The sequence below is a fragment of the Pseudomonas sp. CFBP 8772 genome, from assembly GCF_014841665.1.
Lineage (GTDB): Bacteria > Pseudomonadota > Gammaproteobacteria > Pseudomonadales > Pseudomonadaceae > Aquipseudomonas > Aquipseudomonas graminis_B.
The window spans coordinates 45,266-63,245 of the sequence record NZ_JACYUI010000008.1 but is presented as its reverse complement, the minus strand read 5'-3'; the positions used below and the strand labels follow the sequence as shown (position 1 = coordinate 63,245).

At 60.1% G+C, this 17,980-nt stretch carries 20 protein-coding genes and 2 pseudogenes; 6 read left to right on the top strand and 16 right to left on the bottom strand.

Annotated features, from left to right (window positions below; translation table 11 throughout):
- Positions 1-48: 48 nt before the first annotated feature.
- The 4 genes from IFT99_RS17005 to IFT99_RS16990 all read right to left on the bottom strand — a co-directional run bounded on the left by IFT99_RS17005 (position 49) and on the right by IFT99_RS16990 (position 1,960).
- On the bottom strand, positions 49-603 hold the full coding sequence (locus IFT99_RS17005) for a DUF1003 domain-containing protein (protein WP_192133741.1): 555 nt from the start codon (positions 601-603) through the stop codon (positions 49-51).
- A gap of 102 nt (positions 604-705) precedes the next feature.
- On the bottom strand, positions 706-912 hold the full coding sequence (locus IFT99_RS17000) for a hypothetical protein (protein WP_065993044.1): 207 nt from the start codon (positions 910-912) through the stop codon (positions 706-708).
- Between the two features lie 123 nt (positions 913-1,035).
- On the bottom strand, positions 1,036-1,518 hold the full coding sequence (locus tag IFT99_RS16995; protein WP_192134045.1) for a GreA/GreB family elongation factor: 483 nt from the start codon (positions 1,516-1,518) through the stop codon (positions 1,036-1,038).
- A 46-nt stretch (positions 1,519-1,564) separates the two neighbouring features.
- Positions 1,565-1,960, bottom strand: coding sequence for a hypothetical protein (locus IFT99_RS16990; protein WP_192133739.1), 396 nt, complete (start codon positions 1,958-1,960; stop codon positions 1,565-1,567).
- A 123-nt stretch (positions 1,961-2,083) separates the two neighbouring features.
- On the opposite strand from IFT99_RS16990, the gene earP reads away from it, so the two are divergent.
- Positions 2,084-3,229: an elongation factor P maturation arginine rhamnosyltransferase EarP gene (earP, locus tag IFT99_RS16985; protein WP_192133737.1), complete on the top strand. Its 1,146-nt coding sequence runs from the start codon at positions 2,084-2,086 to the stop codon at positions 3,227-3,229.
- 87 nt (positions 3,230-3,316) lie between these two features.
- Entirely contained in the window at positions 3,317-3,886 is a 570-nt protein-coding gene (locus IFT99_RS16980; RefSeq protein WP_065993048.1) for an elongation factor P, read from the top strand.
- Between the two features lie 306 nt (positions 3,887-4,192).
- Here the strand turns inward: IFT99_RS16980 and IFT99_RS16975 are convergent, their stop codons facing one another.
- From IFT99_RS16975 to IFT99_RS16935, 9 genes and pseudogenes are all read right to left on the bottom strand, one after another.
- Positions 4,193-5,212 carry an alpha/beta hydrolase gene (locus IFT99_RS16975; protein WP_192133735.1) on the bottom strand — a complete coding sequence of 340 codons (1,020 nt, stop codon included), beginning with the start codon at positions 5,210-5,212 and terminating at the stop codon, positions 4,193-4,195.
- A gap of 51 nt (positions 5,213-5,263) precedes the next feature.
- Positions 5,264-5,683, bottom strand: a complete 420-nt coding sequence (locus IFT99_RS16970; RefSeq protein WP_065993050.1) for an organic hydroperoxide resistance protein — start codon at positions 5,681-5,683, stop codon at positions 5,264-5,266.
- A 167-nt stretch (positions 5,684-5,850) separates the two neighbouring features.
- A pseudogene (locus IFT99_RS16965) lies at positions 5,851-6,093 on the bottom strand (MarR family winged helix-turn-helix transcriptional regulator); the annotation flags it as partial.
- A gap of 112 nt (positions 6,094-6,205) precedes the next feature.
- On the bottom strand, positions 6,206-6,892 hold the full coding sequence (locus tag IFT99_RS16960; protein ID WP_192133733.1) for a DUF2931 family protein: 687 nt from the start codon (positions 6,890-6,892) through the stop codon (positions 6,206-6,208).
- On the bottom strand, positions 6,879-7,547 hold the full coding sequence (locus tag IFT99_RS16955; RefSeq protein WP_192133731.1) for a DUF2931 family protein: 669 nt from the start codon (positions 7,545-7,547) through the stop codon (positions 6,879-6,881). The genes IFT99_RS16960 and IFT99_RS16955 overlap by 14 nt, the downstream gene beginning before the upstream one ends.
- On the bottom strand, positions 7,534-9,396 hold the full coding sequence (locus tag IFT99_RS16950) for a PAAR domain-containing protein (RefSeq protein ID WP_192133729.1): 1,863 nt from the start codon (positions 9,394-9,396) through the stop codon (positions 7,534-7,536). The genes IFT99_RS16955 and IFT99_RS16950 overlap by 14 nt, the downstream gene beginning before the upstream one ends.
- Before the next feature lie 108 nt (positions 9,397-9,504).
- Positions 9,505-10,002, bottom strand: a complete 498-nt coding sequence (locus tag IFT99_RS16945; RefSeq protein ID WP_192133727.1) for a hypothetical protein — start codon at positions 10,000-10,002, stop codon at positions 9,505-9,507.
- Positions 10,003-10,246: 244 nt separating this feature from the next.
- A pseudogene (locus tag IFT99_RS16940) lies at positions 10,247-10,355 on the bottom strand (organic hydroperoxide resistance protein); the annotation flags it as partial.
- An 86-nt stretch (positions 10,356-10,441) separates the two neighbouring features.
- Positions 10,442-10,915: a MarR family winged helix-turn-helix transcriptional regulator gene (locus IFT99_RS16935; protein WP_192133725.1), complete on the bottom strand. Its 474-nt coding sequence runs from the start codon at positions 10,913-10,915 to the stop codon at positions 10,442-10,444.
- A 239-nt stretch (positions 10,916-11,154) separates the two neighbouring features.
- Here IFT99_RS16935 and IFT99_RS16930 point away from each other — a divergent pair, with 239 nt between their 5' ends.
- Positions 11,155-11,886 (top strand): sulfite exporter TauE/SafE family protein, encoded by a 732-nt coding sequence (locus tag IFT99_RS16930; RefSeq protein ID WP_197986022.1) that lies wholly within the window; start codon positions 11,155-11,157, stop codon positions 11,884-11,886.
- 19 nt (positions 11,887-11,905) lie between these two features.
- Here the strand turns inward: IFT99_RS16930 and IFT99_RS16925 are convergent, their stop codons facing one another.
- Complete coding sequence (locus IFT99_RS16925; RefSeq protein WP_192133723.1) at positions 11,906-12,760, bottom strand: LysR substrate-binding domain-containing protein; 855 nt, start codon at positions 12,758-12,760, stop codon at positions 11,906-11,908.
- Between the two features lie 96 nt (positions 12,761-12,856).
- On the opposite strand from IFT99_RS16925, the gene IFT99_RS16920 reads away from it, so the two are divergent.
- A complete protein-coding gene (locus tag IFT99_RS16920) occupies positions 12,857-13,090 on the top strand; it encodes a DUF1127 domain-containing protein (RefSeq protein WP_244657006.1) in 234 nt (77 codons plus the stop codon).
- Between the two features lie 49 nt (positions 13,091-13,139).
- Positions 13,140-14,387 carry a winged helix-turn-helix domain-containing protein gene (locus IFT99_RS16915; RefSeq protein WP_192133719.1) on the top strand — a complete coding sequence of 416 codons (1,248 nt, stop codon included), beginning with the start codon at positions 13,140-13,142 and terminating at the stop codon, positions 14,385-14,387.
- Between the two features lie 169 nt (positions 14,388-14,556).
- On the opposite strand, the gene IFT99_RS16910 is transcribed toward IFT99_RS16915, so the two are convergent.
- Positions 14,557-15,903, bottom strand: a complete 1,347-nt coding sequence (locus tag IFT99_RS16910) for a class II 3-deoxy-7-phosphoheptulonate synthase (RefSeq protein WP_065993057.1) — start codon at positions 15,901-15,903, stop codon at positions 14,557-14,559.
- Between the two features lie 228 nt (positions 15,904-16,131).
- On the opposite strand from IFT99_RS16910, the gene IFT99_RS16905 reads away from it, so the two are divergent.
- Positions 16,132-16,887, top strand: a complete 756-nt coding sequence (locus IFT99_RS16905; RefSeq protein ID WP_065993059.1) for a spermidine synthase — start codon at positions 16,132-16,134, stop codon at positions 16,885-16,887.
- A gap of 40 nt (positions 16,888-16,927) precedes the next feature.
- Here IFT99_RS16905 and IFT99_RS16900 read toward each other — a convergent pair whose 3' ends face one another.
- Positions 16,928-17,719, bottom strand: a complete 792-nt coding sequence (locus IFT99_RS16900) for a crotonase/enoyl-CoA hydratase family protein (protein ID WP_192133718.1) — start codon at positions 17,717-17,719, stop codon at positions 16,928-16,930.
- Positions 17,720-17,980: the final 261 nt, after the last annotated feature.

Here is a 17,980-nt window from a genome sequence, read left to right as displayed (position 1 = left end):
GCGCGTGCCGCAGATCCGCAGTAGGGGCAAGCCAAATCCCGAAAACCGTCAAACATGCCCATCTCTTTTAACGAAATGCTTGTGCATGTCCGCCGTCAGCGCTTCCACCCGTTCGGTCAGCACTTTGGTCATTTCGGTGAGCCGGGTGTTTTGTTCCAGCAGTTCCAGCATCTGTGCGGTGTTTTGCGCCGCTCGCGCCATGCGTTCTTCATTGGCCGTTGCCAACGCCTCGCGGTGGAGCGCGTCGGCATCGGCGCTGGCCTTGTCGCGGGCAGCCTGTCGTGTTTGCGCGAGGAGAATGAGCGGTGCGGCGTAGGCCGATTGCAGGCTGAACGCCAGATTGAGCAGGATGAACGGGTAGAGATCGAATGACACCAGCCCGCTCAGGTTGGCGCCGACCCACAGCACCACCAGAAACGTCTGGGCGCCGAGAAAGGTGGGCGTGCCGAAAAAGCGCGCAAACGCCTCGGCCTTGAGGGCGAAGGCATCGGTGCCAAAGGTCGGCGCCAGGTGGGCGTGGCGTTTGTGAAAGCGCAGATGATCTGCCGGCGCAGCGGCAGCGCTCGGTTCGGCGGGCGAGGGGACGGGCGTGGCAGTGGGCATGATGCTTTCCTGAGGACAGAAACACCTGCCCACTATAGGCCCGCGCTCATGGGCGTTGTACTGAACCTCTGCTGAACCGGCGCGTGTCCCGGTTGCGCCGCGTCAGTCCACCGGTTCGGGGTACAGCGGTTTGGAACGCTGCATGATGCTGGCGTAGTCGTAAACGTACTGGCGGCCGGCGTGACTGGTCATGCGCAGGCGGTCGATCAGTTGTCGCTCTTTCTTGTTCAGGTATCTCAACCCGTGGTGGTCACTGGACTTGAGGCGATCACGTTCATGGGCGTCAGGGAAAGTGATGACGTTCGTCATGAAATATCTCCTTGGTTAAATCCGTGTCCCCGGCTCCGTGTTCCGGGGTTCACCCTTTGTGGTGCGACTGCGCACCTTACCCACAAAAACTCGGACGCTACAACCCTGCAAATGATCAGTGGGTCACAGGATTTGCGTGATCTCGAACAATTGACGGCTGCCGTTCACCACCACCTCCACCTCATCGCCATCGAACTTGCCAAGCAGGCTTTGTCCCAGTGGCGAACGTGCGGTGATCACCGTAATCACCTGCTCTTCGACCGTGAGTTTCAGCCCCGCCGCGTCTGGCCCGAGAAACAACAGCTGCCCTGCGCCGTTGCCTGCCTGCAGGGCAATGAGATCGCCGGTCTGGATGCCGCGCTGGTCATCGAAGGGCTTGAGCACGAGGTGGCGGCAGAGGTTCAGCGACTGGCGGATTTCTTCCACACGCCGCGCCTGACCTGCGGCCAGATACGACGCCTCCAGCCCGAGGGTGTCGTACTTGTTCTCGGCGATGTTCTCTTCGTGGGTCGCGGTTTCGTACGCCGTTTGCGCAGCACGCACGGCCACATCGAGGTCGACCTGCAGTTTCTCGACGATGCACTGCAGGACGGTTTGCTTGTTCATGGGCATGGCGTATTCGGTGGCATGGAATGGCTCGACAAAAAGGGATTCAACCGCAGAACTGATAGACGCTCGCACGGCTTTTCTCGCTGGGCGCGGTCTGGTTCTGCTGCATCCAGAACTGGCATTTCGGGCCGTTGAAGCTGCGTTGCCGCTCCGCCTGCTCGGCCTCCTGGGTCTGCCGCGCTTCGCTGTCGCGCAGGATCTGCCGGTACTGATCGAACATCGGGTTATCAGTTTCGGATTTTGGTCTGGCCGCGGGCGGGGCAGTTATCTGCGCCGCGGCATTGTTCAGTGCCTGGGTCTGCTCGGCGGGGAGCAGTTTATAGATCAGCCAGAGGCTTAGCAGGACAGCGAGAAACCCCAGCCAGATGCCGGCGGCAATCGACAGGATCAGCTTGAGGGGGCGCAGCGTGACGGACAGTTCGCGTGGGTTGACGTACATGACAGACTCCAGACTTGTATGCATGTGGCCAGCAGTGGCGGCGATTGTCGCACGACCGGGGCTGGCGATTCTGCGCCGCAATGACGGACAATCGGTTTTTTTGAACATCCTCAGGGAGCCCGGATGAAAGCCTCTTGGGATATTTTCTGTAGCGTTGTCGATAATTTCGGCGACGTCGGCGTGACCTTTCGCCTGGCCCGACAACTGGTCGCCGAACACGACCTGCAGGTTCGCCTCTGGATCGATGACCTGAATGCCTTCGCCCGGCTGTGCCCGGGTGCCGATCCCCTGGCTGATCAGCAAATGCAGGATGGCGTTATCGTCTGTCGCTGGCCAGCGGCATGGCCCAAGACCTGGCAGCCGTTGCAGCTGCCGCACGTCGTGGTCGAGGCCTTTGCCTGTCGCCTGCCACCGGACTACATCGACGCCATTCTCGGGGCAGAGAAACGGCCGCTGTGGTTCAACCTCGAGTACCTGAGTGCCGAAGACTGGGTGTCGGGCTGCCACGGCCTGCCGTCGATCCAGTCTTCGGGCCTGCGCAAGTACTTCTTTTTCCCCGGATTCACCGCGAAGACCGGCGGGTTGTTGCGTGAAGCCGGCTTGATCGAAAAGCGCCAGACGTTCCAGGCCAATCCCGCCGCACGACAATCCTTCCTCCAGCGCCTGAACATCGCGCCCCACGCCGATGCGCGGCTGATGTCACTGTTTGCCTACGAACACGCCGGGCTCGGGAGCTGGCTGGATTGCCTGGCCCAGGCTGATTGCACTACCCATTTGCTGGTGCCTGAGGGCCGCATTCTGGGCGACGTTCAGCGCTGGTTGGGCGTGGATGAATTGACGGCGGGCGCCGTGCATGCGCGCGATGCCCTGACCATTCAGGTGCTGCCGTTCGTGCATCAGCAAGACTACGATTCGCTGTTGTGGTGCTGTGATTTCAACGTGGTGCGCGGCGAGGACTCCTTCGTCCGCGCGCAATGGGCGGGGCGGCCGCTGATCTGGCACATCTATGAGCAGGATGACGACGCCCACTGGGCCAAGCTCGATGCGTTTCTGGAGCTGTATCGGGGGGGGTTGTCGGAGGCTGCAGGGCAGGCGCTGACCGAGGTCTGGCGCAGCTGGAATGGCGGAACAGCCATGACTCAGGGCTGGAATGCGCTGGAGCAGCACACTGATGAACTCGCCGCCCATGCCCGGCGCTGGTGTCTGGAACAGGCCTTGCAGGAGGATCTGACGACTGCGCTGGTAAGGTTTTACCAAAGTTGGATATGATACGCGGCCTTGTATTAAGCCCTGTACGAAAAGTGGCTTTTCGTACAGGGCTTAGAAAGATCTTTCATCCAAATTCGGATACTCGTAATGAAAACTGGCAAAGAGCTTAAACCCGGTACCGTGATCAAGCTGGAAAACGATCCTTGGCTGGTTCAGAAAGCTGAATTCACCAAGTCGGGCCGTAACAGCGCGATCATGAAAACCAAGCTGAAGAACCTGCTGACCGGCTACAAGACTGAAATCGTCTACAGCGCCGACGACAAGCTGGACGACGTGATCCTGGACCGTAAAGAAGCCACGCTGTCTTTCATCAGCGGCGACACTTACACGTTCATGGACACCACCGACTACACCATGTACGAGCTGAACGCCGAAGACATCGAAGCCGTTCTGCCATTCGTTGAAGAAGGCATGACCGACGTCTGCGAAGCGATCTTCTTTGAAGAGCGTCTGGTTTCCGTAGAGCTGCCGACCACCATCGTGCGCACCGTTGACTACACCGAAGGTTCGGCTCGTGGCGACACCTCGGGCAAGGTCATGAAGCCGGCCAAACTGGCCAACGGCACCGAGCTGCAGGTGGCTGACTTCATCGAAATCGGTGACAAGATCGAAATCGACACCCGTGAAGGCGGTTCCTACAAAGGCCGTGCCAAATAAGCACAGTTTTTGTAATGCCGGTGATGTAACGCCGGACACGAGAAAGCCCGACCATCGAGTCGGGCTTTTTTGTGGCTGATAGGAAAGCGAGCTGCGAAACACGCTCACCTCGTAGGAGCAAATCCAAAGACAGCCGCAGCTGTACACGGGATCAGTGTCACCCACGGAATCAGTATGTGGCCAAGGCCTCAGGGATGATCTCCCACAGGGCCCCTTTTTGCTGCGCGACAGGGGGCGACTAAACGACAAAATCCAGCAATGCAAAACGGGCCGACCACTGCTGGTCGACCCGTTTTTATACTGCCTTTACTTCAGATGAAGCTTCAGCTCTTGCGAAGCCTGCAGCAGGGCCGAGCGCACTTCCGGGACCTGGCTGACCACGTTCAACAGCCCGTAATCGTGGATCATGCCGTTGTAGCGAACTGCCGTGACCGGCACACCGGCCTGGTCCAGCTTGCGGGCGTAGGCTTCACCTTCGTCGCGCAGCACGTCAGCCCCTGCGGTTTGCACCAGGGCAGGCGGCAGACCTTTCAGCTGCTCGGTCGTGGCCCGCAGCGGTGAGGCATAGATCTCGGCGCGCTGTTTCGGATCGGTGGTGTAGTTGTCCCAGAACCACTTCATCATGTTGCGGGTGAGGAAGTGACCCTCGGCAAACTGATCGTACGAACCGGTATCGAAGTTGGCGTCAGTCACCGGCCACAACAGCACCTGATAACGGATGGCCGGCGTGCCTTTGTCTTTGGCCATCAGGCTGACAACCGTCGCCATGTTGCCGCCGACGCTGTTCCCCGCCACCGCCAGACGCTTGCCGTCGACGTTGATTTCCTTGCCATGCTCGGCGACCCATTTGGTCGCCGCATAGGCCTGGTTGATCGCCGTCGGGTAGTGGGCTTCAGGTGATGGGGTGTAGTTGACGAACACCGCCACTGCCCCCGAACCCTCGACCAGATCCCGCACCAGACGTTCGTGGGTCGGGTAATCGCCGAGCACCCAGCCGCCGCCGTGGAAATACATGAACACCGGCAAGGTGCCTTTGACGCCGGCCGGACGAACGATCGTCAGGCTGATGTCTTGGCCGTCCACCGAAATGGTCTTCTGGCTGACATCGGCCTTGGGCAGGGTCAACTTGACCCCGGCTTGGGCACCGGTCAGGACGGCGCGGGCATCTTTGGGCGAAAGCTGTTCGATCGGCTTGCCGCTTCCCGAATTCAGCGCGTCCAGAAACGCCTGCGTGTTGTGCTCGACGCCCGTATCGGTCGCAGCAAAAGCGTTGCCGATGGACAGTGCGAGGAGCGAGCCAGCCAGAATCTTGCCAAACGTGTTCATGTTCTTCTCCCGGTCAGACGAGGGTTGGAGGCGAGGCCTTACGCCAGGTTTTTACACAGTCACGTGCAGACGAACGTCGACGTTGCCGCGTGTGGCGTTGGAGTAAGGGCAGACCTGGTGGGCTGCATCGACCAGCGCTTGGGCTTCGGCTTGTTCAAGGCCCGGCAGGCTGATGTGCAGGTCGATGTCCAGACCGAAACCGCCAGGGATCTGGCCGATGCCGACGTGGGCAGTGATCGACGCGTCAGCCGGGATGGTTTTCTTGCTCTGGCCGGCGACGAATTTCAGTGCGCCGATGAAGCAGGCCGAGTAGCCGGCAGCGAACAGTTGCTCTGGGTTGGTGGCTTCGCCGCCAGCGCCGCCCAGTTCTTTCGGGGTGGCCAGTTTGACGTCGAGAATTTTGTTGTCGGAAACAGCGCGGCCATCACGGCCACCGGTTGCGGTTGCGACTGCAGTGTAGAGCGCTTGCATGGTAATTCCTCACGTGCTGATGGGTTGGATGGTGATAACTGAATCAGGGTCTGCCTGGCGCTAAAGTCTTGTGCGCTAAGCAAGTGAGATGGAATGTACTGTGCCAATGTTTAGTGCGCAAGATAAATTTTCGAGATTTTTGAGGTGAGTCGATTTTGGGGGGGCGATCAGAGGCTCTCGAGCAGATTTCCACGCAGGGCGAGCAGGTCTTTCTGCAGGGCCTTGAGCTGTTCAAGGTTAATGCCGCTGGCGGCGAGAATGCATTGCGGAACGCTCTGGGCCTTTTTGTGCAGCGCCTTGCCTTGCTCGGTCAGGGTCAGCAGCACCACGCGCTCGTCTTCCCTGCTGCGGGTACGGCGGATCAGGCCTTCGGCTTCCAGACGTTAGAGCAGTGGCGTCAGCGAGCCCGGTCGCCATGCGTCATACGGCAGCTCTACCCCATAGTCGTTAGCGCTACTGGATCCGCTCAGGATCAGGCTCAAACCGCATCCGAGCAGGACGTTGATGATTTTTGATCGGCCTTCACCAAGAGTCATAAGGGATGCCGAACTTGTCGATGTATGCTCGCGACTCTGGTTCTAGCTCCAAGGCATAACGGCCATTCGTACGCCCTTGGTCAGGTCCTTTTTCAACCACCTTGCCTTGCACCCGACTGACTTCGACTGCGTCAATACAAACTCCCATGAGCCAGGTTTTGACAACGCCACCAGGAGCCAGACCTACCACCAGATTCTTTCGGTAGTCATCGATCCATACCTTGCTTGTATCGCAATAGGTTTTCCCCCCTTCAAGCATGGATTGCTGAATCTGCTCCGGGATATCAATGTAGGCTTCATAGGTTTGGGGTTCTGCCAACGATTGCCAGCGGACATAAATCAGCCGAGGGACATCCGCTCGCCACACGTGTTTACCTTTTCCGTCGCCCGGTCGTGTAGGCCAGCCTTTTGGATTCCCCCGGAGATTGGGTGGCGTCTGGATCCCCGCCACGCCACTCATGGCCCGTCTGAATAACCGGCCTTTGACATCGACGACATTGGCTGTCTCAATCCAGACTTCCATGTAGTTGGGAGCAAAGAAGCCCAGTCGCCATGCGTCATAAGGCAGCTCCACCCCGTAGTCGTTAGCGCTACTGCATCCGCTCAGGATCAGGCCCAATACGCATCCGAACAGGACGTTGATGTTTTCTGATCGGCCTTCACCAAGAGTCATAAGGGATGCCGAACTTGTCGATGTAGGCCTGCGATGCCTCATTGGGAGGGCGATAGTAATGACCGTTTGAATGGCCTTCATGAGGACCTTTCTCGACTATGTGACCCTGCACGCGGCTGACTTCAATTGCATTTAGGCAGCCTCCCTGAATCCAGGTCTTAGTCACGCCTCCCGGAGCCAAGCCCACTGTAATCAGGTCTCTATAATCGTTGATCCATTTGTTATCTGCCCTGCAATATGCGCGCTCACCTTTCAGCATGGCTTTGCGAATGCCCTCAGGTAGTTCTATGTAGGCTTGATAGGTCTTCGGTTCGGCCAGAGATTGCCAACGCACGTATATAAAGCGAGGAAGATTAGCACCCGAGACTTGTTTTCCAGCGCCTGCTCCCGGATGTTTTGGCCAGCCCTTCGGATTGCCCGTTAAATTAGGAGGCGTCTGCACGGCTGCTACGCCACTCATTGCCCGCTTGAACCATCTGTCGTTGATATCCACAGCGTCAGCGGTTTCGATCCAGACCTCCATATAGTTGGGAGCAAAGAAGCCCAATCGCCAAGAGTCGTAAGGAAGTTCTACGTCGTCATAAATTGTGCTGCACCCGCTGAAGATCAGACCCAAAACGCATCCAAGCTGCGCTTTGAACTTAACGATTGTCATGAGCGATCCGCTGGTAGTCATCGGTTGGCCGGTTGATAAACATTGGTCCGATGCTTGTTCTATTCCTGTCTTTCACCGCATTCCAACCGGCTGAAAGATGTATGTACCGTAGTAACAACAAATCCTCTTCAGCGGTGGTCAGATCAAGCGTTGTTCTCCTGCCTGTTGCATACCCCAGAATCTTCGCTGAAATGGTGGCGAGATCAGTCGGCAAGGAAAGGCGCTGGTCGTGCTCGTTGATAACATCGAGCGGGGCGCCGTGCTGTACTGCCATCTCACGCATCACCCGCAGATAAATCTTCGACAAATCTCCCTCCACCTCACGATCAAGTGTGGTGATGACGTAAACCTGCTTGTGAAGGGGGATTTGATTTTCCTGCGTGCGCTCTTCGTCTTCGGAGCGGCAATGTATATCCACCTCAAGCCCCTGATCGACCAGGCGTTTGACCAAAGGACCGACGCTTTGAATGGATTGTGAAAAGGCAAGGGACTGTTCATTAGGCGTGGTCTTTCGTTCACGACTACTTGCCGGTTTCGCGACCAGCAGCCGTTCACGCATACGAGGCCGGTAGCCGCCGCCAATGTCTGAGTGCGAGCCGGGCAGAGCGATATCGTTCTCGGTGCGGATCAGGGCGAAGTTCAATCGATGCTCATCCCGCGCCACGAACTGCACCACTTTGCGAGCGGCACCGGTTGGAAGTCCCAGGTTGAGCACCCCGTTGCGGTCATTGCCGGGGCTGAAATCCAGCATTAACGGTGTGACAATGGCCGGCACGGTATCGAAGAGGCCAATAAAGTTCAGTTGAATGTCGTGCTGAACTCGCCAGCAGAAACTCTTGGCAAATAAAGGTGAGTCCGCAGGTAATACTTTCGCTATAAGGCTGTCAGCCCCTTTGCGCAGGTCATTGGCAAAGTGACGAGCAGCAGCGGCCCCGCGACTGAAACCGAAAATATCCACTTCGATCCGTGAGATAAGTACATCCGGGTTGCTCCGGATAAACGGCCTTAAGTTCTTTAGAATTAGTTCAGAGCTCCGTTCAACCCGCGCAATAACCCCGTTTTTACCTCTCCCAGTTGCTTGCCCCCACAGATCATCCTCACCACCGCTGACAGTCCCAATACCTTCCAGATAAACCTTTAATGCCGCTTCTTCAGCATCCGGCTCGATCGAGACGTCGGAATGGTCCATGTACAAATCATAAAGCCGCGCCACATTCGAGGTGTCATTCCCAAAGCTGTTGTCTGGCGCACTCCCGTCAATCCCATAGCCAAACTCGGCACAGAACTTCTGAATTTCTTCGGCTTCATTTTCCAGCCCGACATCCCGCGCCATGCAACCTGCAACCGTTTCGCTGTTGGCCTGGTTGTTCCCGGTGCCATCAAAGAACACGCCAAGGCGCAGAGTGATCAGTTGCTCTTGCTCGACTTCTTCTTCCCCTTCTTCGAGGTCCTGCTCCATCTCCGCGTTGGCAGTACGTGCGCTGAGTGGCATCGACGTAGTTGCAACGGCAGCACCCTGCCTGTAACCAGCGGCGGAAAAAGGCCTGCCGGCTACTGCCGCCGAACTCTCCTCGTTCTCGTAGGTGGCACAGAACAGCGACGGCTCCAACCGGGCTTTACAGGGGCAACCGCTGACACTGTCCAGGGTGCCGGCCAGGCGAATGCCGTCACTGGTCATGTGGGAAATTCCGCCGCTGATACGATACGTTTTACCGTCGACACCGCACTTCACCGCGTCGCCCTCTCGCGACTGTTCAATGCCGTGCAACACCATGCGGGAGGTTGCTTGCGTGACGAATCCGCCACAGCTGGTCTTGTCGTTCAGTCGGATGTAATAACCGGTAGCCATCAGTGCTCGTTCCCTGTTCAGGTGTCGCGTCCATGCGAAAGAGTGGAGATGTGGGGAATCCACGCGAAAGCCTGATGGGCAGGTCGCGCAATGGAACCAAGTGGGGTGTTATTCGGCGTTAGCGCTGCCAACGGCAGGCAGGAAGTCGGCAGCCAAAGGGACGCCCTGGCGGGCTACGAACGGTCTGTGGGGCTGTGGCGTGTTGATGATCTCGTCGCCGTTGCACAAGCGGCTCCCCACCAACGCGACGTGACCATTGCTGTGGCCTGCGCCTGTGATGATGTGGGCGGTGGAACCATCCGGATAAAGAACGCAGTCTCCCTTGTGCGCTAAGCGCACTTGCTCGCCGTTCTCCAGGATGCAAGTGATGGTCGACTGCGTTTTTTGAACAATGCCGCCGTTGCGGGTCTGGCTGCCTTCAGTGGCAAGCCGGTAGATGCCGATGGGCGGATGGGTTAGGCAATAGGCTTCGTTTCTGCGAATAACCGCCACGGCGTCTTCGTGAAATTCAGCCATTTGCTCAGAGGTGAAGGTGGGCGCGTCGAGTGACTGAAGAAATTCGCCTGTCACTTCATTGGTGTACATCGGAGCGAGTGAGGTCGTCATGCCCAGGTCCTGAGTCGTGATCATTCTGAGAGAGGCCGTATCAATCAATGCGGAATGATTGAGCGGGTCGGACAGAAATGATGATCAGGGTCAAAGCCGGAAACCGAAGCGTCTTGCCTGCGATGATGTAGGACGGAAATGAAAAGCGCGTCGTCCATTTCTTGCAGAAAGTGTCTATTCGTACTCAGCAAAAAGCCCCTGACTCTTGCGAGTTCAGGGGCTTCACTGTGCGTGTGGGCGAGTGTCAGACAGTCATGTGCAGACGGACATCGACGTTGCCGCGCGTGGCATTGGAGTTAGGGCACTTGGCGGGCTGCATCGACCGGCGCCTGGGCTTCGGCTTGTTCAAAGCCAGCAGACTGATGTGCAGTACTGCGCTACTGCTGAGTGCGCACATTAAATTTTGAGCTTTTTGAGAATTGCCGATTACGGCAGCCGATCAGAGGCTCTCGTGCAGATTTCCACGCAGGGCGAGCAGGTCTTTCTGCAGGGCCTTGAGCTGTTCAAGGTTGATGCCGCTGGCGGCCAGAATGCATTGCGGAACGCTCTGGGCCTTTGTGTGCAACGCCTTTCCTTGGTCGGTCAGGGTCAGCAGCACGACGCGTTCATCTTCCTTGCTGCGGGTCCGGCGAATCAGGCCTTCAGCTTCCAGTCGTTTCAGCAGCGGCGTCAGCGAGCCCGGATCGGTCAGCAGGCGCGTGCTCACCTCTCCGACGGTCAGGCCGTCGCGCTCCCACAACACCAGCATCGCCAGGTATTGCGGGTAGGTCAGGTTCAGCGCCTGCAGCAGCGGCTTGTACACCTTGGTCATCATCAGCGACGTCGAGTACAGGGCGAAACACAGCTGGTTGTCCAGCAGCAGCGCGTCGCAGCTGCCAGCGCCAGCCTTTTGGGATGGCTCGTTGGCGTTCATGGGTGTCCCTCGCTCGGTCAGTAGTGGTCGGTAATTTAGTACCCAGATGTTTAATGCACCAGATAATTTCGGTAATGGCTGGGCGTGTAGCTTTCTATCGATCGGCGGCAGGCGCCGACAATGCTGTGAATCGGTGGTACACCCTGGAATCGTCAACGCGGATTTCCTCGACGGCGCTGACTGCGTAGCATGCGCGCTGAAATCGGATCAGAGGAACGCCCGTGATTGTCGACGTATTGATGTACCTGCTGCTGGGCGCCGCCATGGGCACACTGGGTGGACTGTTCGGCATTGGCGGCGGGCTGGTCGCCATTCCCGCGCTGGGCGTGTTGTTCGGGCTCGATCAGCAACTGGCCCAGGGCACGGCGTTGTTGATGGTGCTGCCCAACGTGCTGCTGGCGCTGTGGCGTTACAACCAGCGCAATCGGGTGTCGGTGCGCCATGCGCTGGCGCTCATCGTGCCCAGTTTCACGATGTCCTGGCTGACCTCACTGTGGGCGGTGCGCGTTGACCCGCAAAGCATGCGCCTGGGCTTCGTCGGGTTTCTCATCGTGCTGACGCTGTTCAACCTGATCCAGATGGTCTGGCGCAAGGGCACTGCAGGCGCCCAATTGCGCCACACCCGATGGTTGTGGCTGCTGGGCGTGGGCTCGGGCGTCACCGCCGGGCTGTTCGGCGTCGGCGGCGGGGTGATCGCGACACCCATTCTGACCGGCCTGTTTGGCGCAACGCAGGTGACGGCTCAGGGCCTGGCGCTGGCACTGGCGGCGCCGAGCACCACGATTACCCTGGCCACTTACGCCTTGCACGGGCACGTCGACTGGCTGATGGGCATTCCCCTGGCCATCGGCGGGCTGGCCAGCATCAGCTGGGGCGTCGCCTTGGCGCACAGTTTGCCGGAGCGTACGTTGCGCTCGCTGTTCTGCGGCTTTCTGGTGATCTGCGCGATCATGCTGTGCTTCAAGCTGTGATCTAACAGCCTGAGTCTTTTTACAGCCTGAACCCCTCGGCAATGTGATCGGCCAGGCACTCGGTGATCGGCGACGGGTTGTTGGGGTTGCGCAGCAGCACGATGCTCGCCGACGGCAATTGCGGCAGCCCGTGCTGTTCCCCCAGCACTTCGAGGTCCGAGGTGATCAGGCTTTGCAGCTGTGCCGTCACCGCCAGCCCGGCGCTGACCACCGCCATGATCGCTGACAGGCTCGCGCTGGTGTAGGCCACCCGGAACTCGCGGCCGGACGCCTGTAGCGCGTTGATTGCCCACTGCCGGCAAAAGCAGTCGGTGTTGAACATCGCCAGCGGCATCGGCGTTTGCTCCTGTGGGCAAAAGCCTGCGCCGACGGCCCAGACGAACCGCTCCTGGCGCAGGATCTGGCCGATTTCCTTGCCGGGCTCGCGGGTGACAATGCTCAGGTCCAGGTCCTGGCGTTGCAGCAACTGCGACGAAGACTCGCAATGCACTTCCACCTGCACCAGCGGATAGGCCTGGGCAAAACGCTGCAAAATCCCCGGCAGAAAGCGCATCACGTAATCGTCCGGCGTGCCGATCTTCACCGTGCCGACCATGTGCGGCTCGCGCAGGGTGTTGAACACTTCGCTGTGCAGTTTCAGAATCCGCCGCGCGTAGCCCAGCAGCACTTGGCCTTCCGCCGTGAAGCTGATGGTGCGGCCGTCTTTCAGAAACAACGGGCGCCGCACCACGTCCTCCTCCAGCCGTTTCATTTGCATGCTGACGGCCGACTGCGTGCGATTCACCACCTCGCCCGCCTTGGTGTAACCGCCCTCGTCGGCGATCGCGACATAGGTGCGCAGCAGTTCGCTGTCGATACTCGGGTAGGTGGTCATGCATCAATCTCCCAGATGCAGTGCATAAGAAACATTCGTTGGATTGATCTTAGGCCCGGCGAGAGAATCTGCCCATCCCCACTGGAGGGCAGGACGATGAAAGGTCAAAAAGGTTATGTACTGGTCGCAAAGCCTCTGTCGCGGGCATTCGCGCTGAAACATTGGTGGAAAGGATTTGTGGCGCAGGTTGCTCGCTGGCGCAAGCTGCATCAGCAGCGCGTCGAACTGGCCATGCTGAGCGATGATGCGCTGAAGGATCTGGGCCTGAGTCGGGCGGATGTCTACGAAGAAATGCAGCGTCCTTTCTGGGATGACCCGATGAAGCGCTGACAGGGCAGCGGATGATCGGTTAGCGTTGGGCACCGCCATGGAGGTTGCAATGCCCGCCGAACTGCCGATCCACCCGCCACTTTCCCTCAAGCACGCGCGCCGGCTGGCGCTGGCCGCCCAGGGCTTCAGCAGTCGCCAGCCGCCTGCGACGATCAAGGCAGCCCACGTCACACAGCTGATCGAACGGCTCGGCGTGCTGCAGATCGATTCGGTGAACGCGCTGGTGCGATCGCACTACTTGCCGCTCTTTTCCCGGCTCGGCCCTTACCCGCGCACGTTGCTGGAACAGGCGGCATGGGGCCAGGGTCGGCAGCGCAAGCTGTTCGAATACTGGGGCCACGAGGCGTCGTTGCTGCCCCTCGAACTGTATCCGATGATGCGCTGGCGAATGCAGCGCGCGGCCCAGGGAGAGGGCATTTATCAGCAACTGGCCAAGTTCGGCCGCGAGCAGCAAACCACCATCGCCCGGGTGTTACAGACCGTTCGCGAGCAGGGCGCGTTGGGTGCGGGCAGTATCAGCACCCGACAGGATCGCGCCGGGCCGTGGTGGGACTGGAGCGCCGAAAAGCATGCGCTGGAGTGGCTCTTTGCAGCGGGTGAGGTCACGGTCGCCGGCCGTCGCGGTTTCGAGCGGTTGTACGATTTGCCCGAGCGCGTTCTGCCGCCGGCGATCGTCTGTCACCCCGATATTGGCGAATCCGACGCACAGCGCGGCTTGCTGCTGCATGCGGTCAAAGCGCTGGGCGTCGCTACCGAAAAGGACGTGCGCGATTATTTCCGGCAGGACCCGGCCCCGGCGAAGCGCGGGTTGGCAGAGCTGGTGGAGGAGGGCGCGGTTCAGCGGGTTCAGGTGCAGGGCTGGAAGCAACCGGCGTATACGCTTCCTGGCCTGACGGTGCCGCGCAAGGTGGCGGCCAGCGCGTTGCTGTCGCCTTTCGATTCCTTGATCTGGGAGCGGGCGCGGACCGAGCGGCTGTTCGATTTCCACTACCGTCTGGAGATCTACACCCCGGCGCACAAGCGGATTTACGGCTATTACGTGCTGCCGTTTCTGCACAACGAACGCATCGCCGCGCGCATCGACCTGCGTGCTGAACGGGCGGCAGGGCGTCTGGCGGTCCATGGGGTTCACGAAGAGCAACCCGGACTGGATGACGAAGGCATGCACGCCCTGGCGATGCACCTGCGGCAACTGGCAAGCTGGCTGGAACTGCCGCACGTGCTGATCAACTGCCAGCGCGCCAGTGCGGCGCGCTTGCGGGAGGCGTTTGTGGCCAGCGGCTTCGATCACCTGTAATGAAACGTAGGACCGGGTATAGCCTGGAATGGGCCCGCGCTGGCACCCTCAATTCCAGGGTGTGACATCCGACGCTTTCCCGGCTAAAGCCAGTCCTGCAGAAAACAGCGCGCCGTTAGTAGGACCGGCTTCAGCCGGGAAGGGGCCATGGCAGTCAGACGCAGCCCCCCTACCGACGCACCTGCTTCAACGTCTCGGCGATCAAAAACGCCAGCTCCAGCGACTGATCGGCATTCATCCGCGGATCACAGTGGGTGTGGTAACGGTCCGACAAGCCATCTTCGGTAATCGGACGCGCGCCGCCGATGCATTCGGTGACGTTCTGTCCGGTCATCTCGATGTGGATGCCCCCGGCGTAGGTCCCTTCGGCCTGATGCACCTGGAAGAACTGCTTCACTTCCGCAAGGATCTGGGCGAAGTCGCGGGTCTTGTAACCGCTGCTGGCCTTGATCGTGTTGCCATGCATCGGGTCCGAACTCCACAGCACCTTCTTGCCTTCGCGCTCCACTGCACGGATCAGCCCCGGCAAATGGTCGCCGACCTTGTTGGCGCCCATGCGCGCAATCAGGTTCAAGCGTCCCGGGTCGTTGTCCGGGTTGAGGATGTCGATCAGGCGGATCAGGTCGTCGGTGTTCATGCTCGGCCCGACCTTGACGCCGATCGGGTTCTTCACGCCGCGCAGGAATTCCACATGGGCGCCGTCCAGCTGCCGTGTGCGGTCGCCGATCCACAGCATGTGTGCCGAGCAATCGTAGAAATCATTCGTCAGGCTGTCGCGACGGACGAAGGCTTCTTCGAAATTCAGCAGCAGCGCTTCGTGGGCGGTGAAGAAACTGGTTTCGCGCAATTGCGGCGAGGTGTCCATGCCGCAGGCGCGCATGAAGGCCAGGGTCTCGTCGATGCGATCGGCGAGCTGGCTGTATTTGTCCGACAGCGCCGAGTTGGCGATGAAATCCAGGTTCCACTTGTGCACTTGATGCAGGTCGGCAAAACCGCCCTGGGCGAAAGCGCGCAGCAGATTGAGGGTCGCGGTGGACTGGTGATACGCCTGCAGCAGGCGATCAGGGTCGGGCACGCGGCTCTTCTCGTCGAAGCCGATGCCGTTGACGATGTCGCCGCGGTACGCCGGCAAGGTCACGCCATCTATCGTCTCGTCGTTGGACGAGCGCGGCTTGGCGAATTGCCCGGCCATGCGCCCGACCTTGACCACCGGACAACCGGCTGCAAACGTCATGACGATCGCCATTTGCAGCAGCACCTTGAAGGTGTCGCGGATTTTCGCCGCCGAGAATTCGAAGAAGCTCTCCGCGCAATCGCCACCCTGCAGCAGGAACGCCCGGCCCTCGGTGACCTCGGCAAACTGTCGGCGCAGCTCGCGTGCTTCCCCGGCAAACACCAGCGGCGGGTAGCTGGCAAGGGTCTGTTCGACACGGCGAACGTGCTCGGCGTCCGGGTATTGAGGTTGCTGCTGGATAGGCAAGTTCCGCCAGCTGTCGGGGCTCCAGGGTTGGCTCATGTTGAACTCGAAGTCAGTGCGATCGGACAGGCATGTTAGCAGCTCGCTCCGAGAATTTGCGTGACCTGCGGGGCGTGATTCGCCGACAATCCGCGCCTTTGCGGGCCGCTTTCAGCTCCCTTTTGCACGCCAGGCCCGGTGCGCGGCTACGTCGATCGCTGAGCGCGGCGATGCTAATCCCTGCGGGCGCTATCCCGAATCACTCTGACCATGGGCACGAGAACAGCAATGACCGAGGAACGCGTAGAGCACGTGTTGGCCGAAGTTCACGACGAATTCGGCAAAATCCGCGTACTTGAAGTGGCCGATTACCGCTTCCTGGAGTTCGGTGACGCCATCGAACAGAGTTGCACGTTCACGGCCGATCCGGCCTGGCTCGAATACGACTACACCCGCGCCATGTTCATTGGCGCCCTGTGCCATCCCGCCCCGGAAAGCGCGCTGTTCATGGGGCTGGGCGCGGGCACGCTGACCCAGGCGTGCCTGAAGTTTCTCCCCCTCGACGACGTCGAAGCCATCGAACTGCGCCCCGATGTGCCGCGTCTGGCCATGGAATACATGGGCCTGCAGGACGATCCCCGGCTGTACGTGCGCATCGGCGACGCCCTCGACCTGCTGCCGACCGCCGAAGACGCTGACCTGATTTTCGTCGATCTCTACACCGACACCGGCCCTGCCGTGGGCCATCTGGCCTGGGGGTTTCTCGAAAAATGCCAACAGCGCCTCAACCCCGGCGGCTGGCTGATCATCAACCAGTGGGCGTCGGACGATGGCAAACCACTTGGGGCGGCGCTGCTGCGCGGGCTTTATCACCGGCATTACTGGGAACTGCCGGTGAAGGAGGGCAACGTCATCCTTATCGTCCCCGCTGACCTCGATCAGACGCTGGACATTGACGCCCTCACCCAGCGCGCCGAAAGCCTCGCGCCGCAGCTGGGCTATTCGCTGTTGCCGCTGATCAAGACGCTGCGGCCTGCGACGTGATCAGCATCCCCGTTCAGCCGGCTCTGTCAGCAATCTCTGATTAGCAGCCTTTGAACACCGGGGTGCGTTTTTCCAGCAGCGCCTGCAGGCCTTCCCTGGCGTCTTCGCTGTCGAGCACCCGCCGGACCAGCGCCGGCAACGCCTTCGCCGCGACGCTTTCACCCTCGAGCACTGCCTGACGCGCGGACTCCAGGGTGGTGCGGACTCCCAGGGGTGCCCGGTCGGCGATGTGCCGGGCCAAGCGCAACGCCGAGGGCAGCAGGTCTTCCGGGGCCATCACCTCCTGCACCAGGCCCATGCGGCACGCTTCGTGGGCGTCGAATTCATCGCCCGTCAGCAGCCAGCGCATGGCATTGCCCCAGCCCGCGATCTGGTGCAGCCGCAGGGTCGCGCCACCAAAGGCGAAAATGCCGCGCTGCACTTCCAGATGGGCGAAGCGGGCGTTGCTCGCGCACAGGTTGATATCAGCGGCGAGCATCAGCTCGATGCCCAGGGTCAGGCACCAGCCCTGGGCCGCGACGATCACCGGCTTGCTGACCCGCGGACCGACCGACAGACCCCAGGGATCGTAACCGCCGGGCGGGAGCGTCCAGCCTTCTCTCAGTGCCGGGCCGGCCTTGGCCAGATCGAGCCCGCCTGTGAAATGGTCGCCGTGGGCAAACACCACCGCGACCCGCGCCTGGTCGTTACGCTCGAACTCCCCGTAGGCCAGGCTCAGCTGGTTGAGCATATCCAGGTCGAAGGCGTTGCGTTTTGCGGCGCGGTCCAGGCCGATGAGCATGATTGCGCCGCGCTGTTCCCGGCTGACGTGGCCTTTGATCGAAGAGGTCATGTCGCTGTTTCCTGCAGATGAGGAGAAAGGGAGGGTGGGGTGTCGCACTGTCTGGGTGAATCGTTTAAGCTCTGCCCGCTACCGATACCGGGCACATGAAAAGTAGACACTGACGCAGCTTTGCGCAAAGCCTGTGACAGTTGGCCGCAAGGGGCTGATTCGCGAAAAAAATCCTCACTTATTTCAGCATTTCCGGTATAGTGCGCGCCGGCCTTTCATAGGGCCCTCGTCACGGTATGGGTTCGCGAAGCCATCTTCTCG